This window comes from Pseudomonas sp. IT-P176 (genome assembly GCF_949767245.1).
In the GTDB taxonomy this organism is placed as follows: Bacteria; Pseudomonadota; Gammaproteobacteria; order Pseudomonadales; family Pseudomonadaceae; genus Aquipseudomonas.
The window spans coordinates 1-26225 of record NZ_CATKPN010000027.1 but is presented as its reverse complement, the minus strand read 5'-3'; the positions used below and the strand labels follow the sequence as shown (position 1 = coordinate 26225).

Sequence of the window (26225 nt, the reverse complement as noted above, 5' to 3'; positions counted from 1 at the left end):
CTGATTTATCCTTGTCAGTGGGGCAATGATAGAAAGGTCCGGCCGGGCGGGTATTGATGAGCACTGCTGAAGATTTGTTCAGGCCTGCCGGATTCACCTTACCCGCGAACTTCGGCGCACCGCGGCCGGGGTCAGGTCGCGGTTCTTTTTAAGGGCGTGGGTGAGTGCGCTTTGATCGGCATAACCGACGCGGTGGGCGATCTCGGTGATCGACAGCGCGGTTTCACACAGCAAGTCGATGGCACAGTTGAGGCGCAAGGTGGCGATATGCGCAAAAGGCGTGCTCTTCAAATGCCGAGCGAACAGCACGTAGAGTCGCCGCTCGCTGGTACCTGCCACCCGTGCAATCTCCATGGCGCTGAGCCGGCTGTCCAGATGGCTTTCGATGTAAGCGAGAGCCCGTGCCAGGGTGAACTGACCATGTTCAGGGATGATTCCGGGCGGTAGCGTCAGCGAAGACAGCAGCAAAGTACTCCAGGACTCCGCAACCTGAGGTGAACTGGTCAGCAGGGGCGCGCTGCGGCTCGCGTAATCGAGTAAATGGCGGATTTCCGGGCGTACCGGGAAAAAGCGTTTGTCGGCCAGGAGTCTGATCGACAGGTCGACATTCTTGGGCCCGCCGAAGGTCGTCGCCGGCACGTCGAGCACCAGAAAGGTATTGGTCTTTTGCGCCAGAAACGCATGGCGAGCACCGGCAGGAATTACCACGCCCTGACTCCAGTCGACCTTGCCGCCCCGACCGTCGACTTCGATGTCCATGGAGCCGGACTGCGGCAGCACGAGCTGATGAAAGTCGTGATCGTGCAGTTCGACTTGGCCCGAATACGAACGAAAGGCCAGTGAAACCGCTGGGTTGTCGTGACTGCCCATAGCGCCTCTCCGTTAGCTCAGGTTCACATCATGCCTGAGTCAGAGAACCCGGTGCCACTCCCGCGAGCGCTCAGGAGAGATGCGACGGGGCATCGGTTTTCAATGACTGCCCGGTCGTTTTTCCGGCTTGATTGACTGGAAAAGGGGACACCCATTAGCCTCTCCAAACGACCGCTCTTGACCGTTTTCTGCCTGTCACCACCGACAGCTATGGGCCGATTTCTGCCTGTCGCGACCGGCTGAAAACGACCCGAAGTGATCACTGGTCTGTCCCGGGCACTCATGTGCCGCATTTTAGGTTTTTCTGCATCAATGCATTCTGAAGCGTTACACCTCGACGGATCGGAAATCCTCGCCGCACCACATGAAAACCGTGCAATTCAAAGAACGGTTCAGCCGTCATGCTGACATCTGAAGTGAGTTCTTCAATGCCGAGAAACTTGGCTTCTTCATGGATTCGGTTCATGAGTAAAGTGCCTATTCCTTGCCGAGGATGAGTACCCGACACAAAAAAATGGTCGATGTAACCGTTCGGTTGAATGTCGGCATAGCCCACTATTTTCCCGTCTGCCTCGGCGACGAACGGGCGGAGATTTCGGAGGTGCTCCGCCCATAGCGCCTGATCAAGATCAGCAGGAGCCCAAGCCTCGATTTGATCGACAGTGTAATCGCGTGACGCGATGTCATGAATGGCAGAGTAAAAGACCTGGAACAACGCAATCTCATCCCCGACTCTGAACTGTCGAATTTCCATGGTTTTCTCTTAAGGCGCCCGCAAAAACGAAGAGTCTGTCATACCTGCTAAAAAGCGGGAATGAACGGCCTCAATTTCCATGGGTAAAGCAGGTTGACTACGTATGGTCGATTGCTGCGGGTAGAAGCAAAAAGGGGGCAGATTTATTTGGCTCCTGAAAGCTGGCATGCTCAGGCAAATAAATCCCCTTTTTGCCGTGTCTCAACCGGTTGAAATCGAGCCTGAACAGACACTCGTCAGCGTCAGCTCAGGCTCGAACGCTATTTGCTGCGCTATTGCAGCGGGACATACACATCGGTTTGCCATTGATCCCGCGGGGTCTCGGGATAGGCACTCAGGTAATGGAAGAACAGCGGCTGGTCACGAAGTTCCTCGCCACTGGTTGGCAGCCAGTCGCGGTAGATCGGATAGATCGTTTCACCGATGTGATCCGGTGACCCCGTGTGCCGTACCACGACGCAACGGCCGGCGGGGATGACGATCTCGTGCACGCCGAACTCATTGGGCGCCACCGCTTGGTGAATCTCGCCGCAGATTGCGAAGCGAAATTCCTGTGCAGGTGTCGTATCGGGGTTGCTATAGGGAATGCCAAAGGTGCGACACGAGGCCACCGGCGACTGTCCACTGTGCATACGCCACTCGATGAACCTGTTCACGCTTTCACTGACGAGCCCGGCTGGCCCGCAGTGCTCAAGCGCGGCGACCTTGACCTCGGGGAAATCTACGATTCGTACTTGCATGATGACTGTCCTTGAAAAGTGAGGGATTGCGAACACCGCATTCCAGACCTGCCAGTTCGGTTCCTTCCTGAACGCGCTCGGCGTCATCCCGATCGCCCGCCTGAACGCCCTGCTAAATGCCTCGGGACTTTCAAAACCGGCATCGAGTGCCGCGTCCAGTACCGAGTGATCAGCGAGGGCCGCCAGGCGATGTGCCGCGCGGCGTAGTCGCATCAGTTGCACATAGCGTGAGACGGGCACTCCAACGAACGCGGTGAATTGTCGATGGAAGTGAAATGCCGAAAAGTTCGCCACACGGCTCAACGTCTTCACCGACAGGTCGCCTTCGAGATTGGCATCAATGTAGGCGAGCACGGCGTTGAAGCGTTTTGTGTAAGCGAGATTGCTCGGCATGTCAGACACTGGAAAAGCTCCTGGAAGTACGGTCGTCAATAGAGTCGACTATAGCGCCGTGCACGCGCCTAGCCGCGTTTGCTCAAGGCCCGTTTTGATTTGGCCAATGTGATCACTTGGCTGCAGCTCACGATGCCAGTCAGGACCCAGCCACAGCCCTGACGCATTAGCTGAACGCGTATGATGGCGGGCCCTCATTACCGATACGGAAATCGCCATGCGTCCTGACAAGGCCTGCCCAGTCGTACTTTCTTCTACGTCGCCACCCAGAATCCTGTTGTTCCGGCATCCTCAAGCGGGGGTCCAACTGGTGAAGGGAACCATTGAACAGGGCGAAATACCGGCTCGAGCTGCCCTGCGTGAATTGGCGGAAGAGTCGGGTTTAAGCACCGCCGAAATCGTCGACGATCTAGGCTGCTGGGACTCCGCTCATCACGGCCAGATCTGGTCGTTTCACCTTTGCCAGGCGGGTGGACCCTTACCTGAGCAATGGTCACACCAGACGCTCGATGACCATGGTCACCGCTTCGAGTTTTTCTGGGCTTCGCTCGACCACCTACCTTATGACGATTGCCATCCTGTTTTTCGTCGAGCGCTGGACTTCTTGTGCGAGGTCTTGCAGGCGCGGGGGCACTGGGTGGACAAGCGGCGTTGATGTAACTACAGCGTGATCATCTTTTCCCCCCTGAATCTCGGGCGTCAGCTCATGCTATAAACACCGCCCAAACAGGAGGTTCCCAGACTATGGATAGAAAATGCTCGGTGTTCATCGCGGCCAGCGTTGACGGCTTCATTGCCAGGATTGATGGCGATATCGAGTGGCTTCATCGGCCCGAGTACGAGTGCGCGGCTTTGAAGGGGCTCAGTTACGACGAATTCATGACCACGGTTGATGCCATCGTCATGGGACGCAAGACCCTGGACAAGGTGCTGTCCTTTCCTCAATGGCCCTACGACAACACGCCAGTCGTAGTGCTCTCGCATGGGGAGGTGGCGCTGCCACAAGAGCTGAGGGGCAAGGTCGATGTGCTGGCCGGCGACCCGGTACACATCGTCGAGCAGCTGGCGGCGCGAGGTCTCAAGCATCTCTACATAGATGGGGCAGACCATCCAGGCTTTCCTTGCTGCGGGATTGATCAACGAGATTGTCATCACGCGCATTCCAGTGTTGTTGGGCAAAGGCATTCCACTGTTCAGCCAGTTTGCTGATGAGCTGGGCTTACGCCTGATTGCCTCATCAGTATCGGATAACGGATTTGTCCAGAGTCGTTATCAAGTGCTCGCACCGGTTGATATTGCACAAGGTTAGGGTTGCCTGGCGGCAGATGACTCAAGAAACTCCGCGATCAGCGAAGTCACCTGCTGTTGAATCACCCCACGCGCACGAGCGCTGTCGCCATCCTGGCAAATGATGCCATCGCCTGGTACTTCCTCTTCGAGCAGTGCCTGCGCCCCCGGTTTGCACACCGACAAGAAAGTGAAGTGGCTCGCGTCGCTGATTTCGACGTAACGACTTGAAGCCGCCGGCAGACGTTTGGCCAGGTGGGCAGACTCCAACTGCGCAGGAAGATCACGCGATGGGGCGCCGGCAGCGATTACCAGCGCGGGTATTGGCAGCGCCGCCAGGCTCGCATCGGTCATGCCCCGTGAAAGCCCCACGTCTAGTGTGACCACGGCAGTGACACGTTGATCGCGCAAATCGGCGGTCAATGCGGCTTTTGATTGTGAGGTGCTTGCCGGGTTCATCCGTGCATAGACGCTGCAACTGGTTAACTGCGGGTGTGCCTTGCAGTCTTGGGCGAAGCGGTCTGGGTCGAATCGCGCGCCGGCGATCTCCAGGGCGGTCCAGCCGCCGAGTGAATGGCCAGCCACGGCAATTCGGTCTTTGGCCACCGCGCCGAACCTTTCAGGTTGAGTGGTCACACTATCAATGGCTCGGCTTACATCAACCGGGCGCTGCCATAACTGCGCCGCTGCGTGAGGGCTGCGGTCATGGGTGGTGGAACCCGGGTGATTGATGGCGGCGACGATGTAACCCCTGTGCGCCAGCGCACTGGCGAGCCAGATCTGGTTGCTCCAGTTACCTCTGTACCCGTGCGAGAGCACCAGCAACGGATGCTTGCCAGCCGCGGGCGGTGCGTCACGAACCGCAGCCGCCCCGGCAAACACCGCATCATCGCCGATCAGTTGTGTGGCGGTGGTGGTTGCACTGGGGTACCAGACCACCATCTGCAGTGCGCGGTCATTGTGCGCGTCCACCAGCGTGGAAGATTGGAAGCCGACAGCGCTTTCGTCAGCGAGTGCGATAGTCGTCAGCCCGGTCAACAGCAGGGTGCCAAAAGCTATTTTCAATGTGGTTTCTTCCTTGATCCCGCTATCACATCAGTTCATTCAATCTCTACGCCGGTCAAGGCACTCACGGCGCAAGGTCAGGTTGTTGATCTTCATGCAACTGACCGAGTGATCGTCATCGTAATCGTTGTTTTTGGCTTTGTCCTTGGCCTTGGCGCAATTGCCATTGTCATTGCAATTGCCTTTACCTTTTTGCTCGTTGTTGTTTTTTAAACAGTTTCTGACGTCACTTGCACTGCCCGCATCGTCACAGTCCGAACCGGCAAAGGACAGCGTTGGCAATGCCAGGGATAACAGGAATATGCACGCAGTGGCCGATAGAATTCGCATAATCAAACTCCTGAGTAGTTTGTTTTTTTACCTGCAGCTATAGCCTTGAACCGACCCGGCTGACTATAGCAGGCGCCTTGAAAGTGGCTCGCCAGAGAAAGTAGGGAAAGGGGACAGATTTATTGTCCCCGCAGCTCAATACCTGCGGGTGCACTGTGCAGTCTTCGGCGAAGCGACCGATCTGCCCAGAGTCACGTAGCTCGCTGGGCAGGTCCTGATCTCGTCAGGCTGTCGCGTTCGACTCGGCGAGATGAACTTCAGTGGCACTGCGACCCGCTAGCCAAGCGAGAACAGACGCGATGACCAGCACAGTCGCGCTCAGCTCGAAGGTGGCTCTATAGCCGCTCAGGTCAAATACCAGGCCGCCGATGATTGCACCTCCTGCGATAGCCAGCTGGACAATGGCCACGAGCAAGCCGCCACCGGCTTCAGCATCATCAGGAAGCGTTTGCGCCAGCCATGTCCACCAGCCAACGGGAGCGGCAGTCGCCACCAGGCCCCAGAGTCCGAGCAACACGGCAGTCAGTAACGGCGATGCACCGAAGGCCACCAGAGCCAGCGCTATAACAGCCATTATCAGAGGTATCACGGTCAGTGTGCGGTAGAGGCCATTGCCCATGAATCTCTCGATCACAAAGGTCCCGATAAAGCCGGCCAGTCCCAGGCCCAACAGCATCAAAGACAAGGTTGAAACGCTGACACCGGTGACGACCTCAAGAAAGGGCCGCAGGTAAGTGAACAGCATGAACTGTCCCATGAAAAATACGCTGACGGCGACCATGCCCAATGCGACTGGCAACTGCTTCATCAGCCGCAGGGCATTGCCGCTGCTTGCGTTACGCTCGACCTTGAAGGTCGGGAGACTGATCAGCAGCCATATGGCCGCAATCGCTGCGACCGGAACCACACACAAGAACGCCCCGCGCCATCCTATCAGCGAGCCAAGGAAGCTCCCCGCCGGGGCTGCGATGACCGTAGCCAGAGCGTTACCGCCATTGACCATGGCCAGCGCCCGGGAAACTTGATCAGGCGGCACCAAGCGCATGGCGGTCGCCGCTGATAATGACCAGAAGCCGCCAATAGCGATACCGATCAAGGCACGCCCCAGCATGAAGGAGGGGTAGCCTGGCGCGAGGGCGACGACCGTACCTGAGACGATCATCAGCAAGATCAGGCACAGCAGCAGCCTCTTGCGCTCGACGCGAGCGGCAATTGTTGCAATGACCAGGCTGGTGACTAATGCGAATGCACCGGACACGGAAATACCCTGGCCTGCCTGGCCTTGCGTGATGTTCAGCTCCGCCGCAATGGGGGTTAGCAGGCTGACGGGCATGAATTCTGAAGCAACCAAAGCGAATGCGGCCAACGACATGGCCAGCACGGCGCTCCAGCCGCGTTTTTCTGTAGCGCGAACAGTCATGGGAACTACCTGTCTTGCGAAAAGCGTGATGGTTTGCGTGCGCCGTTGTTCACCCCGCCAGCGTTGCGGTGTCGATCACAAAACGATATTTGACGTCACCCTGGAGCATCCGCTCGTAAGCCTCATTGATGTGCTCGGCACGTATCAGCTCGATGTCCGAAACGATGCCGTGCTCGGCGCAGAAATCGAGCATCTCCTGGGTTTGCGCGATGCCGCCGATCATCGATCCCGCCAGGGTTCGACGTTTCATGATCAGGTTGAACACGTTGGGCGCTGGATGCGGCGAGGCGGGCGCGCCCACCAGTGTCATCGCGCCGTCGCGCTTGAGCAGTACCAGCAAGGCATCCAGATCGTGGGGGGCGGCGACGGTGTTGATGATCAGGTCGAAGCTCTTCAGGTGCGCGGCCATTTGCTGCGCATCGCTTGAGACCACCACCTCATCGGCGCCCAGGCTTTTGGCGGCTTCACGCTTGGATTCGGACGTGGTGAAAGCCACCACATGCGCGCCCAGTGCATGGGCCAGTTTGATGCCCATGTGACCCAGGCCACCGATGCCCACCACGCCGATTTTTTTCCCGGGGCCGGCGTTCCAGTGACGCAGCGGCGACCAGGTGGTAATGCCCGCGCACAGTAGCGGCGCAACGGCCGCCAGCTGTGCTTCGGGGTGGCGAATGCGCAGTGCGTAGCGCTGATGGACAACGATCGCTTGCGAGTAGCCACCGAGCGTCCAGCCTGGTGCGTCCTGCGTTGGAAAGTTGTAGGTGCCGATCATGCTGTCGCAGTAGTTCTCAAGGCCTTCGGCACACTCTTGGCAATGCTTGCAGCTGTCGACGATGCAGCCGACTCCGACCAGATCACCCGGTGCGAACCCGGCGACCTTCAGGCCTACGGCTGTGACACGGCCGACGATCTCGTGACCGGGCACGCACGGAAATTGTGTACCTTGCCATTCGGCGCGCACCTGGTGCAGGTCCGAGTGGCAGATGCCGCAATAGGCGATCTCGATCTGCACATCTTCCGGGCCGGGATCACGACGAGTGATGCGCAAGGGTTCAAGCGGTTTGTCGCCCGCATGGGCGCCATAAGCGAAGACTTCCATTGTGGCTCTCCTGTAACAGTTCGACACATTCTCCCGGTCGATTTGCCTCTGCCCTAGTGCATTCCGCTTGAATGCTTGCCTAATCCTATGGCGATGCAGGGCGGTGGATAGGAAACGCAGCGTGGGCGCACTAGAGTTCAGTCAACAGGAGCGACCTGACATGAATCCCAACCCCCTGCGCCATGAGTCACCCTTGGCGTTGAACATTGACCCGCGCGTGAGCGAGGCGGGTGACTTCGCCACATCCATACCCGGCCTGTCGCTGTTTCGTCGCGACCAGCCGGCGCCCCCCGCCGTGTGCATGATTGAGCCGAGCCTGATACTGGTGGGCCGTGGTGCGAAGCGGTTGTGGGTTGGTGGTGAGGGTTACAGCTACAACCATTCGCGGTTCCTGGTCACGTCACTGGATCTACCAGCCAACTCCGAAGTGATTCTCGCCAGTCCCCAACAACCCTGTGTCGGCCTGGTGCTGAAACTGGATGTCAGCATGCTTGCCGAGGTCATCGCCAAGGTCGGCTTGCCTGCCAAGCGAATTCCAGTCATGGGTTCAGGCGCTGGCATTGGCAGCATGTCGTTCGCCCTGGAAGGCGCGCTCGATCGCCTGCTGGCATTACTCGATGAACCGGAGGCGATCCCGGTGCTGGCGCCGCTGATTCTGCGGGAAATCCACTATCGGCTGCTGAGTACCGATCAAGGGGCACGGCTGCGGCAGATAACCGCCGTCGATGGCCAGGGTTATCGCATCGCCAAAGCCATCGACTGGCTCAAGCTCAACTACACGGCTGCGCTGCGCATTGACGAACTGGCGGCGCGGGTGCAGATGAGCGCACCCACCTTCCACCATCATTTCCGCCAGCTCACCGGCATGAGCCCGCTGCAATACCAGAAGTGGCTGCGCCTGAACGAGGCCCGTCGGCTGATGTTGACGGAGCGCCTGGACGTCTCACGGGCGGCGTTCGCCGTCGGGTATGAAAGCCCCTCACAGTTCAGCCGCGAATATGGCCGCCTGTTCGGCACCGCACCCAGTCGTGACATGGCGCTGCTGCGTGGGCAGTCATTCGAGGCCGAAGGGCTCGGTAACGCGGCAAGTTGAGCGAAAGAACAGCTTTACCGGTGGTACGCCTCGCAGCGTTTCACCGCTTAAAACAATGCTCGTCAACCGATGATCAAGCGGGTGAACCATGGAACTACGAATCAACCAGAAGACCTATCAGGTCGATGCCGACGCCGATACGCCCTTGCTGTGGGTGATCCGTGATGACCTGGGCATGACCGGTACCAAGTACGGCTGCGGGCTGGCGCAATGCGGCGCCTGCTCGGTGCTGGTGGACGGCAATGTGGTGCGCTCGTGCATCATGCCGGTGGCCGGTGTGGTTGGCCGGGAGATCACCACCATCGAGGCCATCGAGGCCGATGAAGTTGGGAAGCGGGTTGTCGCGACCTGGGTCGATCTTCAGGTCGCCCAGTGCGGCTACTGTCAGTCCGGGCAGGTTATGGCAGCCACCGCGCTGCTCAAACAAAACCCCAAGCCGAGTGACGTGCAGATCGAGGCCGCGATGGTCAATCTGTGCCGCTGCGGCACGTACAACGCCATTCATGCCGCGATGCATGAGCTTGCTGCCAAGGGGAGAGTGTGATGAACGTGCGTATCGATCCGTCCCTTGAGGCATCGGCATTCGCTCTGCACGATCCGATCAATGTGTCGCGCAGACGTTTTTTGACCGGTACCGCCGTCGGCGCACTGGTCCTCGGTTTCGGCCTGCCGCTCGGTGCGACCCGGGTGCAAGCTGCGGCAGCCACGACTGCCGGGCGCGGCACCCAGGTTCCGGCATTTCTGGAGATCCGCCCGGACAACCGCATACGGCTGCTGTGCCCTTTCATGGAGGGAGGGCAGGGTACGTTCACCGCGATGGCGCAGATCGTCGGTGAAGAACTGGACGCCGACCCGGCGACCTTCCTGGTCGAAGCCGCGCCGCCCGGCGAGGCTTTTGTGGTGATGGAGAATGGCATGCGTGTCACCGGCGGCAGCATGTCGGTGCGCATGAGTTACCCGGTCATGCGCCGCCTCGGCGCACTTGCCCGCGCCATGCTGTTGCAAGCGGGCGCGGAGAAGCTTGGGGTGCCGGTGGGCGAATTGACCACCGAACCTGGCAAGGTGGTGCATGCCGCGTCGGGCCGCTCGTTGGCGTACGGTGAGTTGGCCGAGCGTGCGATGGACCTGCCAGTTCCCGATCCTGCCAGCGTGCAACTGCGTGATCCGAGCCAGTTTCGCTGGATCGGCAAGCCGGTAAAGCGCATCGATGCCTACGACAAGTCCACCGGCAAGGCGCTCTACAGCATCGATCTGAAGGTCGATGGCATGCTGCATGCCGCCGTTCAGCATGCCCCGCGCTTGGGTATGACGGTGGGCAACCTGCGTAACGAAGACCAGGTCAAGGCCATGAAAGGCGTGCATTCCGTGCATCGTCTGCCGGGTGCCGTGGCAGTGCTGGCCGAGCGCTGGTGGCACGCCAAACGTGCGGTGGAGGCGATTCAGGTCGACTGGCAGGAGCCAGCGCTCGACAGCAAAGTGCGACCGATGCCCGCAGACTTTTCCAGCGACGACTGGCTCAAGCGACTCGCTAACGCAAAGGGGCTGGCCAGGGATGACGAACACAAAGGGGACGTTGCTTCGATTCTTGCTGACGCCAAGACCCGGGTCGACGCCACCTACCACAACCAGTACCTGAACCACGGGCAGTTGGAACCGCCTTCTGCGCTGGGCAGGTTCAATCCGGACGGATCGCTGGAGGTCTGGCTACCTAATCAGGCGCCGGACATGTTTCTTGCAGACATAGCCAAGCGCACGGGGCTGGATCCGTCTCGCATCACCTTGCATTCGCCACTGCTGGGTGGCTTCTTCGGTCGGCATTTCCTCTACGACTCAGCCAGTCCCTATCCCCAGGCGATCGAGTTGTCCAAGGCGGTTGGCCGCCCGGTCAAACTGATCTGGAGTCGAGAGGAAGAGTTCCTGCGTGACGTGCTCCGTCCCGTTGCCGCGGTCAATTTTCGCGCCGCGCTGGATAACGATGGCTGGCCGCTGGCGATCGAAGCGATCAGTGCCACTGAAGGTCCTAGCGAGGCCATCGCGGGCAAGCAGGGTGACAAGCTCGACCCTACGGCGCTCGAAGGGTTGTCAGGCAAGTCCTACGCGATCCCGAACAAGCGAATCGCGCAGATCTACGTCAAAGGCCCGGCCATGCTGGGCTACTGGCGTTCGGTGGGCAATTCCCTCAACGACTTCTTCTACGAATCGTTTCTTGACGAACTGGCTGACAAGGGCGGCAAGGATCCGTTCGAACTGCGCCTGCACCTGCTTCGTGGCAACCAGCGCCTGACCACGCTGCTGCAGGCTGTGAGTGAACTGTCGGGCGGTTGGAAGCGCGGGCCGTTTACCGCCGAGGACGGTAGCAAGCGTGCGCGCGGCATAGCGATGGCTTCGCCGTTCGGTACGCAGACTGCCGTGATCGCCGAGGTGTCCATCGAGAACGGGCAGGTCAAGGTGCACGATATCTGGCAGGCGATTGACCCCGGCAGCATCGTCAACCCGGCTATCGTCGAAGCCCAGGTCAATGGCGCCGTGGCGCTGGGGCTGTCTCAAACGCTGGTGGAGGAGTCGGTGTGGGTGGATGGCAAACCCCGGGCTCGCAACTTTGACTTGTACCCGATCCTGGCGCCTGCGCGGATGGCCCGGGTACATGTGCGGGTTGTCGAGAGCGGGGAAAAAATGGGTGGCATCGGCGAACCGCCGCTGCCCGCCGTCGCGCCCGCTGTCGCCAATGCGGTGGCTACGCTGACTGGCCAGCGGGTTCGTAGCCTGCCCATGAGCCGGCACACCTTCACCTGATCTGCGCCTGGATGGCTGGCCGTGCCTGGTACACCACATACGCTAGAGGAGAGCCAGATGGAAAGCATCGACTTGCTGGTCCTGCGCACCGCGCGGGACTGGCTCGCCGCCGGCGAGCGCGTGCTGCTCGCCACTGTCGCGCGCACATGGGGTTCTTCACCGCGCCCGGTAGGGTCGATGATGGCTTTGCGTAACGACGGTCGGGTGGTGGGCAGCGTGTCCGGTGGCTGCATTGAGGATGACCTGATCCATCGCTACACCACAGCCCATGGCGGGAGTGGCCTGAAGGACGGCGCACCCGAGGTGGTGCGCTATGGCGTCAGCGCCGATGAAGCGCACCGTTTCGGCTTGCCCTGTGGCGGTACGCTTGAGCTGATTCTGGAGTTCAGCCCGTCCTGGCGGTCGCTCGATGAACTGCTGGCCGAAATGGACGCCGGGCGACTGGTGCGCCGCCGCCTGGTACTGCAACCCTGGCAGGTCACCCTCGAACCCACGGAGACCCCGGAGCAATTCAGCTTCGACGGCCAGCAGATGCTCAATACCCTGGGACCGGGGTATCGGATGCTGATGATCGGAGCCGGCGCGCTGGCCGAGTACCTGGCCATCATGGCGTTGTTCAACGGATTCAAAGTGGCGGTTTGCGATCCACGTCCCGAGTACATCGAGACGTGGGCGGTGGCCGGCGTGGAGTGCATTGTCGGCATGCCCGATGACGTGGTTCGTGACTTCGCGGTCGATCTGCGAACCTGCATCGTCGCCTTGAGTCATGATCCCAAACTCGACGATCTCGCATTGCTCGAAGCCCTTCACGGACCGGCGTTCTACATCGGTGCCATTGGTTCGCGGCGCAACAGCCAGCTGCGCCGCGAGCGCCTGATCGAGCATTTTGCTGAGACCCAAGCGTCGCTTGAGCGTCTGCACGGACCGATCGGCATCTACATCGGCAGCAAGACGCCCGCGGAAATCGCCGTCAGCGTGATGGCCGAGATCCTTGCCGCCAAGAATGGGGCCAGCCTGCCGAGGGAGTTGTCAATTGCCAGGTCCAAAGCGCACTAAGGAGTGCTCAGTCGTTCGCTTGGATTGCCGTGCCCAGCGCTCATCTCGTAATCATCGGGTTTTTGCAATCACAGCACTCATGTACTGATTCAAATCGCGAAAATCGTTAACGCTCCACGCGTGCGGCGCCACCTTTACGCCATTCTCGCGCAAGGTCCGGGGAATCAGGTCGCCATTGGGGCGCAGGATAATCGAGGAGACAATAACGCCCGGATAATCACTCAAGCGTTTCTTGAAAGTGGCTGTGGTCAGGTCCGGTGTCGGCGGGTTGCTTTTGTTGGCCAGAGGTCCGGTTCCCTTGATATCCGCTCCATGACACATGGAGCATCTCTGGGTAAAAAGATTCTTGCCGTTGGCATTATCGGCGAAGGACAGTGCGGTCTGCGTCAGCGAGAAAAGTCCTAGCGAAGCGATCAATAATACTTTCATGGTTTTCATCTTCCTTGATGGAGTGGCCGCGTTTCGGCGCGCGGCAAAGATATCAGCCCGCGTGTCGGCACACACAACCATTTGCGCTGCCCACACACCGCCATCGCGGGCGAGCCCGCTCCCACAATGGACGGCGTCGCTTAACTGATCAGCATTAGCCGCAGGGGTGCATCTAATTCATGCCCTGGGCTTCTTCCATGACCCACGCAACGAACGCCTTGACCTCATCGCGCTGCATCGCCTCCGGTTGCGTCACGACATAGTAGGCAAAGCGTGCCGGCCAAGGTTTATCCATGACTTGCACGAGGCGGCCGGCGGCGATTTCGTCTCTGGCGTATTCCACGGGCACCAGGGCCAGCCCCTGGCCGGCCTCCGCTGCACGGATCAGCAGAAAGTCATCTTCAAACGCCGTCCCGCGTTCTGCGCGCGGGTCTTTCGCCACGCCGTGTGCGGTCAACCACAGGGGCCAGTCTGCCCGGTCAGAGTCGTGCAGCAGTGGAAAGTCGAGGCACTCCTGCGGCTCTTGGGGCATTGAGTGGTCGGCCATGAACCCGGGGCTGGCCACCGGCACCAGGACGGGCGCCATCAGGCGGCTGACGTGCAGGTTGGGGTAGACCCCCAAGCCGTGTCGCAGGGCCACATCCACATGATCGCGGCGCATGTCGATCACGGCGGAGGTCGCCTCGACCCGCACTTCAATGTGCGGGTGGCGCAGGTTGAAACGCCCCAGGCGCGGCACCAGCCACGACGCGGCGAACGTTGCGACCGTGCTGACCGTCAGGGTCTGGCGAGACTTGATCTGTTCCAGCGACTGCAGCGCTTGCTCCATTTGCTCGAACGCCTGGAGCAGGGAAGGGTGAACGCTGGCTCCCGCTTCGGTCAGGCGCAAGCCGCTTCTCTGGCGAGTGAAAAGCGCCAGGCCGATTCGATCTTCCAGCAGGCGGATCTGTTGGCTGACCGCTCCGGAGGTGACGCTCAGCGCTTGAGCGGCAGCCTTGATGCTGCCGCGTTGGCCAACCTCGACGAAGGTGCGCAGGGCGAGCAGGGGCAGTGAGGTGGCCATAAGGTTTAGTTTTCCTAAAGTCAGTGCGCAGAAATGATCGTTTCCGCTGGAGCAGCACGCCAGCGATTATACCGTTCGTTTAGCGCGACTAAGAAGCTTTAGTAAAACTATATCTATCAGGATGCCTGTATGAACAATCCTCGTTGGCGGCTCTGCCTCATATTGCTGTGCACCACCCAATTCGTTGCACTGCTCGACTTCTCCATCACCATGATTCCCTTGCCGCAGATTCAGCAAAGCCTGGGCTTTACCCCCGGCGCCTTGCAGTGGGTGATCAATGCGTACGGCGTGGCCATTGCCGGGTTCCTGCTGCTGGGTGGGCGAGCGGCCGACCTGTTTGGCCGCCGGCGCGTGTTTCTGCTCGGGCTGGTTATCTTTACCCTCGGTTCGTTGCTCGGGGGGGGTTCACAGAGCCCGGCGATGCTGATCTTCACCCGGGCCTTGCAGGGTTTTGGTGCGGCGTTGTTTTCGCCAGCGGCCTTTTCGTTATTGCTGGCCCTGTTTACCGATGAGCAATCGCGTAATCGAGCGCTGGGGGCCTGGACGGCCGTGGCCGCGACAGGATTTGTCGCGGGCTTGATCCTGGGTGGCATCATCACTGACCTCATGGGCTGGCGCTGGGTGCTGTGGATCAACGTGCCCGTTGGCGTGTTGGTGATTGCCCTGGCGGGTAATCTCCCGGTGGGTCAGCGCGAGGGGGCAAGGGCTGCGGGGCGCCTGGACGCCGGCGGTGCAGTGCTGGTCGCGGCGGGGGCTGCAACGCTGGTGTTCGCCTTTGCCAACAGCGAACACGTGGGCCTCGCGTCGCCCATCACCTATGGATTGATCGCCCTGGCCATGGGGTTGCTGGCCTTGTTCGTCTGGGTCGAAAGCAAGGTCAAACAGCCGTTGATGCCGATCCCGATTTTCTGGCGGCGCATGACCGGCGGGGCCAACCTGGTCTCGCTGCTGGCGAACACCGCGCTGGGTCCGACCTTTGTGGTCGTGGCGCTGTACATGCAGGAAATCCTCGGCTTCAGCGCCACCCAGACCGGAATGGGGCTGCTGCCGATGGCGATTGCCTTCACGCTCTCCAGCGCCTGGGTCGGGCCGACCTTGATCGCCAGGGTCAATACCAAGCCGGTCATCCTCGGCGGCATGACCCTGTTCATCGGCGGTCTGGCGCTGCTGGGTGCCTCACTGGCAGCGGACGCCTCCTGGGCTGCCTCGATTCTTCCCGGCACCTTGTTGGCGGGGATTGGCTACGGGGTCGCGTTTCCCGCCTGGACGGTGGCCGGGATCGAGGGCATTGATGCGGTCGACCACGGCTTGGCCGGCGGCATGCTGACCACCACTCAAGAGGTGGGTTCAGCCGTGGGCCTGGCGATGGGCGTGGCAGTCAGCATCGCCGTGCTGGCCGATGGTGGAAGTGCGGTGCAAGGCTTCAGCTATGCCATTTTGGTCTCCGCCGGCATGGTGGTGATCGGTGTGGTCTGTGCCGCGCTCATCCTGCCCGGCAAGTCTGCGGGTGCATCGCCCTTACCACGCCCGCTCCAGGCGCCTGAACCTGGAGAACGAGCATGAATTGCATCGATCACGGCGTCGGCAAATCCTCTTGGGCGTTCGCAAGCCATCCCGGCTACCGACGCATGTTCGCGTCCGATGAACTGACGCTGGGGATTTTTCTGCCCTTGCGCTTCTATCAAGGTGACATGGCGGTGCTGGCGGGGCAGGCGCAGATGGTCAGGGACATTGACCGCCTGGGTTTTGCCGCCGTCTGGGTGAGGGACGTGCCGCTGTTCGATCCGGTGTTCGGTGATGCCGGCCAGGTGTTCGACCCCTTCACGTACTTGGCGTTCCTGGCCGCCCAGACCAAGACCATTGCGTTGGCAACCGGCAGTGCGATTTTTTCGCTGCGCCATCCCATCGACCTGGCCAAGGCCTCGGCGACGATCGACCAGCTGTCGGGTGGGCGCCTGGTCCTGGGCATTGCCTCGGGTGACCGGCCGCTAGAGTTTCCCGCCTACGGTCTGCAGCACGCCGAGCGTGGCGAGCGGTTTGCCCAGGCGGTGGCGTATTTTCGTCAGCTCACCGGTGGGCAAACGCCCGTCGTCGATTCGCCCTTGGGCCGGATCACCGGCGCTGAGTTCTTGCCGCAACCCGTGGCGGGAGTCATACCCTTGATGGTGACCGGTTCGTCCCGCCAGTCACCCGCCTGGATCGCAGAACAGGCGGATGGCTGGCTGACCTTTCCCGAAGCAACCCATACACCTGAAGGGCCGAAACGCCTGGCGGCAAAGATCCAGGCCTGGCGGGGGTTGATTGCAGACGGCGGGTTCCGCCCCCACATGACCAATGAGTGGCTCGATCTGGTTGACGACCCCAACCATCCCCGCACACCGATACAGGGGGGATATGTGCTGCGTACCGGGCGTAAAGGCTTGATTGAGTTGCTGGGTGAGTGGCGCGCTGCCGGGGTCAACCATGCCGCCTTGGGCATCCAGTTCTCCCAGCGACCGGCCGCAGAAGTCGTCCAGGAACTGGCCGAAGAAGTGCTGCCACTGTTTCCGTCGCATCAGGGGCCAGCGGGCTTCAAGGTGGCATGGTGAGTTCAGCGCGAGCTATCCAGTGCGCCAGGCTCGGACGGAACAAGTATGACCAGGTCCGTATCCCCCATGTCGACACCCGCCTGTGACAGCAAGGTCGTCACTTGTCCGCGGTGATGGGTCTGATGGTTGAAAAAGTGCATGAGCAACGCGTAGAAGTTCTTGTCGGCAGGTACACCCTTCATGCTGCTGTAATGGAGGGTGTGATCCAGGTCCGACTCGGTAATGCAGCCAGACCACTCGACAATTTGCTCATCGAGCCACTCTCGATGTGCCGACAGTTCGCGGATATCCGGGAACAGCAACTGGTCCAGGCTGCTGACGGGAAATTGGCCAATCGCACCCAGTGCCAGGTAGTTCGCTGGGTGCGTGGCGAAGCGTTGCAGCCAGACCGTGTCACCGGCCACCAGGTGGTTCAAGGTCCGCAGAATCGAACCAAAGAAGGCTTTACGATCCATGCACAGCTCTTCGTCTGGCAGGCTCCGGGCGGCCTGATAAATCCTGCTGTTCATCCACTGGTTATAGGTCGCCATCAGGTGGATGTGGCGGGTGCGGGTCATGGTGCTTATCCTTTTACCAGCAGCTAGCGGGGAAGCCGGCTCGGTTACGAGTGACTACGATACTTGCGACAATGCAGCAATCACATCCGCTGCCATCTGTTCAGCACTGTTGGCCCCGTCGATCCGCAGGACCGGAGCCGTTTGTTTGGATAACCACGCCTCGTGCCACGCTCGGTTGCGTCCTGCAAAGTCCGGATTGTCATACTGCGCAGCCCATTCCCGAAAGGCCACGTGTATCTCATGCATGTCGCCACCGGGTGCGATGCGATCGCCAAAGCGCTGCTGTTCCCGGGCGGCCAGCCGTTCAAGGCGAACCGGCGTTGGAGTTGCAACGAACACAATCAGATCGACCTGGCGGATCAGCGCATCTCCCCAACCCAAACAAGAACCGGTCAGCAGCCAATCTTCGTCAGCGAACTCCTGCTGGATCAATGACACGCGCTCGTCGGCAGGTCGCTTGGTGGTAAACGGAGGGTTGGTGGGCATCCAGAAAAAATCATCGACATCGACCTGCCGAACACCCAGCAGGGTTGCGAGGTTTTGTCCCAATGTGGTCACGCCCGCACACGACGCACCGGTAATGTAGATCCGCAATTGTTCCTCCATGAATACCAGCCGGTTCTGAGGTCGGCAAGATACCCCATAACCGCCGCTCGAAAAACCGCCAGGCTTCTCGTGTTTTGTCGAACGGACTAGACTGGATGGTTTTGGAGATCACCATGCTGGGTGCGTTTGAACGAAGGCTCGACCCCTTTCCGCCAGATGAGGTGCCACCGCCACCCGCCGGCCTGGCTCGCTTTTTGTGGGCCTGTACGCGGGGTGCTCGTGGTTACATCCTGGCGCTGGCGCTACTGAGTGCCGGTGTGTCGATTTACGAAGCCTGGTTGTTTTACTTCCTCGGGCAGGTCGTGGACCTGCTCTCGACCTGGCAGGCGGGCGGTGCAGCGGCGGAGCAGGAAAGTCGCGTGTTGTGGGGCATGGGCATCGTCATGGTGACCAGTGTCGTCCTGGTCGCGCTGCGCACCATGGTGCAGCACCAGATATTGGCGATCAACTTGCCGTTGCGCCTGCGCTGGGACTTCCATCGCCTGATGCTGCGGCAAAGCCTGTCTTTTTTTTCCGATGAGTTTTCCGGTCGAGTCACGACCAAGGTGATGCAAACTGCGCTAGCGGTGCGCGATGTGCTGTTTACCCTTATCGAGATCGCCCCCGGGATCGGCGTGTACTTGATTGCGATCATCGCCCTGGCCGGCGGCTTCGCCCTGAAGCTGATGCTGCCTTTTGTTGCCTGGGTCGTATTGTTCAGCGTGGCCATGCTGTACTTCGTGCCTCGTCTGGGGAAAGTCGGGCAGGAACAAGCCAACGCGCGGTCGATGATGACCGGGCGTATCTCGGACGCCTACACCAACATCACGACGGTGAAACTATTCTCCCACTCCAATCGTGAGGCGCACTTCGCGCGTGCAGCGATGGAGGATTTCAAGCAAACCGGCTTTCGCCAGATGCGCCTGGTCAGCCTGTTCGATATCGTCAACCAGGCACTGGTGGTGGCGTTGATCATGGCGGCAGGGGGTTATGCCCTGTGGTTATGGCATCAGGGCGAGATCGGCGCCGGTGCCGTGGCGGCAATCATTGCCATGGCATTGCGTATCAACGGCATGTCGAACTGGGTGATGTGGCAAATGACCTCGCTGTTCGAAAGCATCGGCACCGTGCAGGATGGCATGGCGACGCTGACCCAGGGCGCCAAGGTGCAGGACGCGCCAGATGCCGGCGTGCTAATGACCAGCGGTGGCGCGGTCACCTTCGATAAGGTCAGCTTCAACTACAGTGGCGAACGCCAGGTGCTCGATGGCTTGAGCCTGAGCATCCGCCCCGGTGAAAAAATCGGCCTGGTGGGTCGCTCTGGCGCTGGCAAGTCCACGCTGATCAACTTGCTGCTGCGCTTCTATGACGTCGACAGCGGGGAGATTCGCATCGACGGCCAGAACATCGCAAAGGTGACACAAGACAGCCTGCGTGCCTCCATCGGCATGGTCACGCAGGATACCTCCCTGCTGCATCGTTCCATTCGCGACAACATCGCCTATGGCCGTCCCGATGCGACCGACGCGCAGGTCCGCAGCGCCGCGGCCAATGCCCAGGCCGATGGGTTCATCAACCAACTGAGTGACCGACAAGGCCACACCGGCTACGACACCCTGGTGGGTGAGCGGGGCATCAAGCTGTCCGGCGGCCAGCGCCAACGCGTCGCGATTGCCCGGGTGATGCTCAAGAACGCTCCGATCCTGCTGCTGGACGAGGCCACCAGCGCGCTGGACTCGGAAGTCGAAGTGGCTATTCAGGAAAGCCTCGATGAAATGATGCAAGGCAAGACGGTAATCGCCATCGCCCATCGACTGTCGACGATTGCGGCCATGGACCGGCTCATTGTCATGGATGACGGACGCATCATCGAAGAAGGTACCCACACCGAACTGCTCGGCAAGAACGGCGTTTATGCGCGGCTGTGGCAGCATCAAAGTGGCGGGTTTTTGGGGGAGGACAACGGCGTGGTCGAGGCTATGGATCAGGTGTGAGCCTGAAGGGGCGCCGCAGGGGGGGAGCCTGACCGTTCAGCTCGTCCCCCAGCCATTAAAAAAACCGCCCCTTTGCCACCGATTCCATCGTTTCTCGGGGGCGGCGTATTTCCCTATATTGGCCGCCATACCCGGTGAGTGGCTGAACGCTCGCCATCCTTAGTGCGAGTAGTCTCTATGAATAAAAAACCTGACAGCGCAGGACTCACCCAGGCCGGCGCGGGGACCCGTGCGGTCTGGGGCGGGGAGCAGGGCGGGCATCCCTACAACGCCACGCAAACGCCGATCGTTGCCAGTGCCGCCTATGCCTACGACGACATCGACGTCTGGTACGACGTGGCGTTGGGCAAGGCCCCCGGCTTCATCTACAGTCGCATGAGCAACCCGACGGTGGAGACCCTCGAAGCGAAGATCCGCCAGCTGGAACAGGCCGAGTCCGCGGTGGCGTTCAGCAGCGGCATGGCGGCCATCAGCAGTGTGCTCTACACCTTCCTGGCCAACGGTGACCGGGTGGTGTCGACCAAGGACAGCTACGGCGGCACCAACAAAATCTTCGAAGAATTCCTGCCGCGCATGGGCGTTCAAGTGACCTTGTGCGAAACCTTCGATCACGCCGAGATCGAAGCGCAAATCGCCAAGGGCTGTCGCGTGCTGTACCTGGAAACGCCGACCAACCCGACCCTGAAAATTCTCGACATCCAGCGCCTGGTCGCCGCGGCCAAGCGTGTCGGTGCGCTGGTGGTGGCCGACAATACCTTCGCCACCCCCCTGAACCAGAACCCCCTGGCGCTGGGCGTGGATGTGGTGATCCACAGCGCGACCAAGTTTCTCAGCGGCCATGGCGACGTGCTTGGCGGCCTGGTGTGCGGCAGCGAAACCCTGATGGCGCAGGTCCGGCATTACCGGGAAATCAACGGTGCGTCCCTCGACCCATTCTCGGCCTACCTGATCATCCGTGGCATCAAGACCCTGGTGCTGCGCATGCGCCAACAGCAGCACAGCGCCCGCGTCCTGGCGGACTACCTGTGCAGCGAAGCGCTGGTGGAGTCGGTCAACTACCCCGGGTTGCCCAACCACCCGAACCACAGTGTCGCTGCTGCGCAGATGCGCGGTTTTGGCGCCATCGTCAGCTTCGTGCTGGTGGGGGGCATGGACACGGTCAAGGTGCTGCTGCCACGCCTGCGGTATGCCCATTGCGCGGGCAACCTGGGGGCGGTGGAAACCATCTACGGCCCGGCCCGCACCACCAGCCACGTCGAGAACACCCTGCAGGAGCGTCTCGCCCTGGGGATCAGCGAAGGGTTGGTGCGGGTCTCGGTCGGCATCGAAGACACCGATGACCTGCTGGCGGATCTGCAGCAGGCGTTTGCCCATGTCCGGCGCACTCGCGAGGAGCAAAGCGCATCGATGGCGCGTGTTACCTGCAATCCGCCGAGCGCCGAGGTCGCAGGCTGACGAGTGAGGGATCACCAGCCCCACGGCGAGACCGTCCGTGGGGACTTCATGAAGAGCCATAACAATAAAACCTGGGTGCGCCTCTGCCGGGCAACCGAGCGCAGGCGCCAGTGCGTGCCCTAACCCCTTTCATGAGAACAACCATGTCCATAAAAGAACAACAACTCGACCCGCGTTCCGGTTTCAAACAGAAAATGCAGACCCGCCACATCGTCATGCTGGCATTGGGCGGCGTGATTGGCACCGGACTGTTCCTCACCTCCGGCTACACCGTCAACCAGGCCGGCCCGCTGGGCGCGGTGATTGCGTACATCATTGGCGCGCTGATGGTCTACATGGTCATGATGTGCCTCGGCGAACTGGCGGTGCAGATGCCGGAAACCGGCTCCTTCAGCACCTACGCCACGCGCTTTCTCGGCCCGGGCACCGGCTACACGGTGGCCTGGCTCTACTGGCTGACCTGGACGGTGGCCATCGGTTCGGAGTTCACCGCCGCCGGCATCCTCATGACGCGCTGGTTCCCGGACACTCCGGTGTGGATCTGGAGCGCCCTGTTTGCCGGGGTGGTGTTCCTGACCAACGTGATTTCGGTGCGCCTGTTTGCCGAGACCGAATTCTGGTTGTCGCTGATCAAGGTGATAACGGTGGTGGTGTTCCTGGTGATTGGCGGCGGGGCGATTCTCGGCCTGTTGAACATCGACCAGGTGCACAGCATCGGCCTGGGCAACTTCACCCGTGAAGGCTTGTTCCCCACCGGCTTCATGCCGATTGCCATGACCTTGCTGGCGGTGGCCTTTGCCTTCTCCGGCACCGAGTTGATCGGCATCGCCGCCGGTGAAACCAAGGACCCGCAACGCAATGTACCGCGGGCCATCCGCACCACAGTGCTGCGCCTGGCGATCTTTTTTGTCGGCACCATCTTTGTCCTCGCGACCCTGTTGCCCCGTGAGCAGGCCGGGCTGGTGGAGAGCCCGTTTGTCACGGTGTTCACCTACATCGGCATTCCGTACTCCGCCGACATCATGAACTTCGTGATCATCACGGCCTTGCTGTCGGCAGCCAACTCCGGGTTGTACGCCGCCTCGCGGATGCTCTGGACCCTCAGCGACCAGGGACACCTGCCCAAGCAATTCTCGGCCCTGACCCGCATGGGCACGCCGCTCAACGCGATCATCGTGAGCATGGCCGGGGGCGCCGCCTCGCTGCTCAGCAGTGTGTTTGCCGCCGACACCATCTACCTGGCACTGGTATCGATCTCCGGGCTGGCCGTGGTGGTGGTCTGGATGAGCATCGCTGCGAGCCAGATCGCCTTTCGCCGACACTACGTGGCCAACGGCGGCGATATCCACGACCTCAAGTTCCGGGTCCGCGGTTATCCGTGGGTGCCTTTGGGGGCGTTGGTCTGCTGCAGCCTGGCCTGCATCGGGATCGCCTTCGACCCTGAGCAGCGCGTGGCCCTGTACTTCGGCTTGCCCTTCATCGCCTGGTGCTACTTCGTGTATTACATTACCCGCAAAAGCCGTGAGCGCCGCTTGGCGCTTGCCCCCTTGGCACAACCGTCCGATGCGTTCTAGTAACCGTCGGCGGGCTGGGCAGGTTCGCTCGGTGCGGGGGTGTCACAGAGGTCCAGGCCATGAAGCAAAAAACCTTACCCCCGTTGAACTGGTTGCGGGCCTTCGAGGTGTCCGCCCGCTGCCTGAACTTCACCCACGCCGCCGACGAGTTGTTCCTCACCCAGGGCGCCGTCAGCCAGCAGATCCGCCAGCTCGAAAGCCACCTCGGGGTGGCGCTGTTCAAGCGCTTGCCCCGTGGCCTGGGGTTGACCGAGGAAGGGCAGGCCTACCTGCCCGTGGTGCAGGACGCGATCACCCGGCTGGCCGTGGGCACCAACGAAATTTTCGGCCAGCACAAGCGCCGGCCGATCAAGGTGCGCGGCAGCCTGTCGTTTTTCGTGCACTGGCTGGCGCCCAGGCTGGTGGGGTTCCGCCAGGCCCATCCGCATGTCGACATCCGCTACATCAGCAATATCTGGGTCAAGGAACTGGACGGCGAGGACGACATGGAGATTCGCTGGGGTCACGGCCATTGGCCCGGCCTGGTGGCGCAGCGCCTGACCTGGGACAGCCTGTTCCCGGTCTGCTCGCCAGCGCTGATGGCGCGCTCGCCGCTCAAGGCCCCGGCCGACGTGGCCCAGCATCCGTTGCTGCACGTGCTGGGCTACGAAGAAGGGTGGGGCTACTGGTTGAAGATGGTTGGCGCCGACAGCGTCGATTCCTCGACCGGCATGCAGTTCGACACCCTGATCTCGACCTTACGCATGGCCGAGCTGGGGCAGGGCATTGCCCTGGCCCGCTCCTCGATGGTGCTCGAGATGCTCGAGGACGGGCGCCTGGTGGAACCCTTCGCCCAGCGCATCGAAGCCAGCGAGTCGTTCTACCTGGTGCGCGGTGCCGGCACCGACGAACACCCCGACGCGATCATGTTTGCCACCTGGCTGGTGGAGCAGGCACATCGTCACAAATGAATGGCCGGAGCCAACCATGCGTTATGTCAGTACCCGCAGTTCGGCCGTAGAGGCTGACTTCGAAAAAGTCGTGTTATCCGGACTGGCCGACGATGGGGGGCTGTACGTCCCCGTCGACCTTCCGCACTTCAGCCCGCAGGACATCGCCAACTGGTCGACCCTGGCCTATGACGAACTGGCCTGGCGGGTGTTGCAGCCGTTTATCGGTGAGGCGATTGCCGAAGCGGATTTGCGCCCGTTGCTCAAGGCTGCCTGCCGTGGTTTCAGTCATCGGGCGATTGCGCCCCTGCACCAGGTCGACCGCAACGAGTGGGTGCTGGAGCTGTTCCACGGGCCCACAGGTTCCTCCAAGGACTTTGCCGCGCAACTGCAGGCGCAGCTGGTGCAGCACTTCTTGCGCAAACGCCAGCGCCGGGCGGTGGTGCTGGGGGCCACCAATGGCGACACCGGGCTGGCGGCCATCGAGGCATTCAAGCATTGCGCGCAAGCCGAAGTGGTGCTGCTTTACCCGCAGACTGGCGTGGCGCCGCAGCAGTGGCAGCAGTTGCAGGCGGTGAACCGGCCCAGGGTCCACAGGTTCGCGGTCAACGGCAGCTTCGATCAGTGCCAGACCCTGGTCAGTCAGCTATTCCAGCAGTGGCCGTGCGCCGACTTGCAGGCGGTCAGCTTCAACTCCAGCAACTGGGTCAGTGTGCTGGCGCAACTGGTGTTCTATTTCCATGGGGTGTTGCAACTGGGTGGCGGTCAGCGGCCCATCGGCGTCAGCGTGCCGGCGGCGAGTTTTGCCCAGGTGTATGCCGGGTACATTGCGCAGAAGATGGGGCTGCCGATTACCCAGATCATTGTCGCGACCAACCAGAATGACGCGCTGCACCAGCTGTTCCTGAAGAATTACTACTGCCGGTCGCACGCCAACCAGACCCTGTCGCCGGCCATGGACCTGTCGATTTTCTCCAACCTCGAGCGTTTGCTCTGGGCGCTTTATGGGCAAGATGGCCAGGCGGTGAGTGCGCTGATGGCCGGGTTCGAGGCCACTGGCGAGATGCGCATGGCCAACGAATGCTGGTTACAGGCGCGGATGATCATTGACTCCTACGCGGTCAGCGATGCCGAGACGGTGCAGGAAATCAGCGCGCTGTACCGCGACACCGGCTACGTCATCGATCCCCACACGGCGACCGGGGTGCTCGCGGCCCGGCTCTATCGCCGCAGCCTGGTGGCGCCGATGGTGACCCTGGGCGAGATCGCTCCCGGCAAGTCGGCGCAGTTGCTCGCCGAGCTGGGGATCGTCCTGCCCATGATGCCTGCCCCGGTGGTGGAGCAGGGCGGCGGCGGGGCGTCTCGGATCGAGGCGGATGATTTGCAAACACTTCGCCAGCGCCTGGGCGCGCTGCCCTGGGAGGCCCGGTGAAACGTATTCTCGATCCCCTCGATGAGCGCATCATCGCCGAGCTGCGGCTCAATGCCCGGGCCGCCCATGCGGAGCTGGCGGCCAAGGTCAACCTGTCGCGCAATGCCGTGCGCCAGCGCATCGAACGACTCGAGCGCGACGGTGCGATCCAGGGGTATACGGTACGCACGGGCGAGGGGCATTCCGGCGCCTCGCACATCAATGCGGTGATCTTTGTCTACCGCTACGACCGCATGCGCGGGGCCGAGGTGCTGCAGGCGCTGCGAGCGATCCCGGAAGTCATCCAGTGCGATGTGATGAGCGGTGAGTTCGACCTGATGCTCCGCGTCGGCGCCGCCAGTCCCGAGCGGGTGCACAAGGTCTGGAAGCAGATTTCGGCACTGCCTGGGGTGGAAAACACCGTGACCTCGTTTGTGTTGTCGTCGGTGGTCTAGGGCGAGTCGGGGGGTATGCAAACTCTGCGAACCCCTGGAGTCATTGTGGGTGCGGGCGCCCGCTTGCGGCCTGCCCGCGATGAGCATAGGTATCTACACAACTTTGTAGCGGCCTGTGGCGAGGGAGCTTGCTCGTGTGGCGGCCTCTGGGCCTCTGGGGTGTTGGATTAGACCGCGTACATATCCATTTCTGCGGTAACGGCCACCTATGGTTCCGCTTTTACAGCGGCTCACTTTTGGAGGAGCCCAAAAGTAAGCAAAAGGCTCTACCCCCACCACTCGGTG

General features: G+C 61.2%; 24 protein-coding genes and 1 pseudogene. 14 read left to right on the top strand and 11 right to left on the bottom strand.

Annotated elements, in window-relative coordinates; all coding sequences use genetic code 11:
• Positions 1 to 93 precede the first annotated feature (93 nt).
• The 3 genes from ACM6IP_RS01820 to ACM6IP_RS01810 form a co-directional block, all read right to left on the bottom strand.
• A complete protein-coding gene (locus ACM6IP_RS01820; RefSeq protein WP_159996631.1) occupies positions 94 to 870 on the bottom strand; it encodes a helix-turn-helix domain-containing protein in 777 nt (258 codons plus the stop codon).
• A gap of 280 nt (positions 871 to 1150) precedes the next feature.
• Complete coding sequence (locus ACM6IP_RS01815; protein ID WP_414860822.1) at positions 1151 to 1624, bottom strand: GNAT family N-acetyltransferase; 474 nt, start codon at positions 1622 to 1624, stop codon at positions 1151 to 1153.
• A gap of 272 nt (positions 1625 to 1896) precedes the next feature.
• Positions 1897 to 2766 (bottom strand): AraC family transcriptional regulator, encoded by an 870-nt coding sequence (locus tag ACM6IP_RS01810; RefSeq protein ID WP_095171949.1) that lies wholly within the window; start codon positions 2764 to 2766, stop codon positions 1897 to 1899.
• Positions 2767 to 2974: 208 nt separating this feature from the next.
• On the opposite strand from ACM6IP_RS01810, the gene ACM6IP_RS01805 reads away from it, so the two are divergent.
• Both ACM6IP_RS01805 and ACM6IP_RS01800 read left to right on the top strand, forming a co-directional pair.
• Entirely contained in the window at positions 2975 to 3412 is a 438-nt protein-coding gene (locus ACM6IP_RS01805) for an NUDIX hydrolase (protein ID WP_414860821.1), read from the top strand.
• 89 nt (positions 3413 to 3501) lie between these two features.
• A pseudogene (locus ACM6IP_RS01800) lies at positions 3502 to 4066 on the top strand (dihydrofolate reductase family protein).
• Here ACM6IP_RS01800 and ACM6IP_RS01795 read toward each other — a convergent pair.
• From ACM6IP_RS01795 to ACM6IP_RS01780, 4 genes are all read right to left on the bottom strand, one after another.
• Positions 4063 to 5109 carry an alpha/beta hydrolase family protein gene (locus ACM6IP_RS01795; protein WP_414860820.1) on the bottom strand — a complete coding sequence of 349 codons (1047 nt, stop codon included), beginning with the start codon at positions 5107 to 5109 and terminating at the stop codon, positions 4063 to 4065. The pseudogene ACM6IP_RS01800 and the gene ACM6IP_RS01795 sit on opposite strands and share 4 nt — an antisense overlap.
• 39 nt (positions 5110 to 5148) lie before the next feature.
• Positions 5149 to 5439, bottom strand: coding sequence for a hypothetical protein (locus ACM6IP_RS01790; RefSeq protein WP_095171955.1), 291 nt, complete (start codon positions 5437 to 5439; stop codon positions 5149 to 5151).
• Between the two features lie 223 nt (positions 5440 to 5662).
• The gene (locus ACM6IP_RS01785) at positions 5663 to 6859 is read right to left on the bottom strand and encodes an MFS transporter (RefSeq protein ID WP_414860819.1); all 1197 of its coding nucleotides are present in this window, start codon (positions 6857 to 6859) and stop codon (positions 5663 to 5665) included.
• Positions 6860 to 6908: 49 nt separating this feature from the next.
• Complete coding sequence (locus ACM6IP_RS01780; RefSeq protein ID WP_414860818.1) at positions 6909 to 7958, bottom strand: NAD(P)-dependent alcohol dehydrogenase; 1050 nt, start codon at positions 7956 to 7958, stop codon at positions 6909 to 6911.
• 160 nt (positions 7959 to 8118) lie between these two features.
• Between ACM6IP_RS01780 and ACM6IP_RS01775 the strand changes: the two genes are divergently transcribed.
• From ACM6IP_RS01775 to ACM6IP_RS01760, 4 genes are all read left to right on the top strand, one after another.
• Positions 8119 to 9051, top strand: coding sequence for an AraC family transcriptional regulator N-terminal domain-containing protein (locus ACM6IP_RS01775; protein ID WP_401126897.1), 933 nt, complete (start codon positions 8119 to 8121; stop codon positions 9049 to 9051).
• A gap of 88 nt (positions 9052 to 9139) precedes the next feature.
• On the top strand, positions 9140 to 9595 hold the full coding sequence (locus ACM6IP_RS01770; RefSeq protein WP_414860817.1) for a (2Fe-2S)-binding protein: 456 nt from the start codon (positions 9140 to 9142) through the stop codon (positions 9593 to 9595).
• Positions 9595 to 11844 carry a molybdopterin cofactor-binding domain-containing protein gene (locus ACM6IP_RS01765; RefSeq protein WP_414860816.1) on the top strand — a complete coding sequence of 750 codons (2250 nt, stop codon included), beginning with the start codon at positions 9595 to 9597 and terminating at the stop codon, positions 11842 to 11844. The genes ACM6IP_RS01770 and ACM6IP_RS01765 overlap by 1 nt, the downstream gene beginning before the upstream one ends.
• Before the next feature lie 57 nt (positions 11845 to 11901).
• Positions 11902 to 12900: an XdhC family protein gene (locus tag ACM6IP_RS01760; RefSeq protein WP_414860815.1), complete on the top strand. Its 999-nt coding sequence runs from the start codon at positions 11902 to 11904 to the stop codon at positions 12898 to 12900.
• A gap of 51 nt (positions 12901 to 12951) precedes the next feature.
• Here ACM6IP_RS01760 and ACM6IP_RS01755 read toward each other — a convergent pair whose 3' ends face one another.
• On the bottom strand, positions 12952 to 13329 hold the full coding sequence (locus ACM6IP_RS01755) for a c-type cytochrome (protein ID WP_095171968.1): 378 nt from the start codon (positions 13327 to 13329) through the stop codon (positions 12952 to 12954).
• Between the two features lie 172 nt (positions 13330 to 13501).
• Complete coding sequence (locus ACM6IP_RS01750; protein ID WP_414860814.1) at positions 13502 to 14392, bottom strand: LysR substrate-binding domain-containing protein; 891 nt, start codon at positions 14390 to 14392, stop codon at positions 13502 to 13504.
• Positions 14393 to 14521: 129 nt separating this feature from the next.
• Between ACM6IP_RS01750 and ACM6IP_RS01745 the strand changes: the two genes are divergently transcribed.
• Positions 14522 to 15955 carry an MFS transporter gene (locus ACM6IP_RS01745; protein WP_414860813.1) on the top strand — a complete coding sequence of 478 codons (1434 nt, stop codon included), beginning with the start codon at positions 14522 to 14524 and terminating at the stop codon, positions 15953 to 15955.
• Entirely contained in the window at positions 15952 to 16980 is a 1029-nt protein-coding gene (locus ACM6IP_RS01740; RefSeq protein WP_414860812.1) for an LLM class oxidoreductase, read from the top strand. The genes ACM6IP_RS01745 and ACM6IP_RS01740 overlap by 4 nt, the downstream gene beginning before the upstream one ends.
• Positions 16981 to 16982: 2 nt before the next feature.
• Here the strand turns inward: ACM6IP_RS01740 and ACM6IP_RS01735 are convergent, their stop codons facing one another.
• Both ACM6IP_RS01735 and ACM6IP_RS01730 read right to left on the bottom strand, forming a co-directional pair.
• The gene (locus ACM6IP_RS01735; RefSeq protein WP_095169853.1) at positions 16983 to 17537 is read right to left on the bottom strand and encodes a DinB family protein; all 555 of its coding nucleotides are present in this window, start codon (positions 17535 to 17537) and stop codon (positions 16983 to 16985) included.
• 54 nt (positions 17538 to 17591) lie between these two features.
• Positions 17592 to 18131, bottom strand: coding sequence for an adenylate kinase (locus tag ACM6IP_RS01730; RefSeq protein WP_401127004.1), 540 nt, complete (start codon positions 18129 to 18131; stop codon positions 17592 to 17594).
• Positions 18132 to 18256: 125 nt separating this feature from the next.
• Between ACM6IP_RS01730 and ACM6IP_RS01725 the strand changes: the two genes are divergently transcribed.
• From ACM6IP_RS01725 to ACM6IP_RS01700, 6 genes are all read left to right on the top strand, one after another.
• On the top strand, positions 18257 to 20116 hold the full coding sequence (locus tag ACM6IP_RS01725) for an ABC transporter ATP-binding protein (protein WP_414860811.1): 1860 nt from the start codon (positions 18257 to 18259) through the stop codon (positions 20114 to 20116).
• Between the two features lie 177 nt (positions 20117 to 20293).
• A complete protein-coding gene (locus ACM6IP_RS01720) occupies positions 20294 to 21571 on the top strand; it encodes a cystathionine gamma-synthase family protein (protein ID WP_414860810.1) in 1278 nt (425 codons plus the stop codon).
• A 143-nt stretch (positions 21572 to 21714) separates the two neighbouring features.
• Positions 21715 to 23145, top strand: coding sequence for an amino acid permease (locus ACM6IP_RS01715; RefSeq protein ID WP_414860809.1), 1431 nt, complete (start codon positions 21715 to 21717; stop codon positions 23143 to 23145).
• A 59-nt stretch (positions 23146 to 23204) separates the two neighbouring features.
• Positions 23205 to 24095 (top strand): LysR substrate-binding domain-containing protein, encoded by an 891-nt coding sequence (locus ACM6IP_RS01710; protein ID WP_414860808.1) that lies wholly within the window; start codon positions 23205 to 23207, stop codon positions 24093 to 24095.
• A 16-nt stretch (positions 24096 to 24111) separates the two neighbouring features.
• On the top strand, positions 24112 to 25506 hold the full coding sequence (gene thrC / locus ACM6IP_RS01705) for a threonine synthase (RefSeq protein ID WP_401126917.1): 1395 nt from the start codon (positions 24112 to 24114) through the stop codon (positions 25504 to 25506).
• Positions 25503 to 25940: an Lrp/AsnC family transcriptional regulator gene (locus tag ACM6IP_RS01700; RefSeq protein ID WP_095169858.1), complete on the top strand. Its 438-nt coding sequence runs from the start codon at positions 25503 to 25505 to the stop codon at positions 25938 to 25940. The genes thrC and ACM6IP_RS01700 overlap by 4 nt, the downstream gene beginning before the upstream one ends.
• The last annotated feature ends 285 nt before the right edge of the window (positions 25941 to 26225 follow it).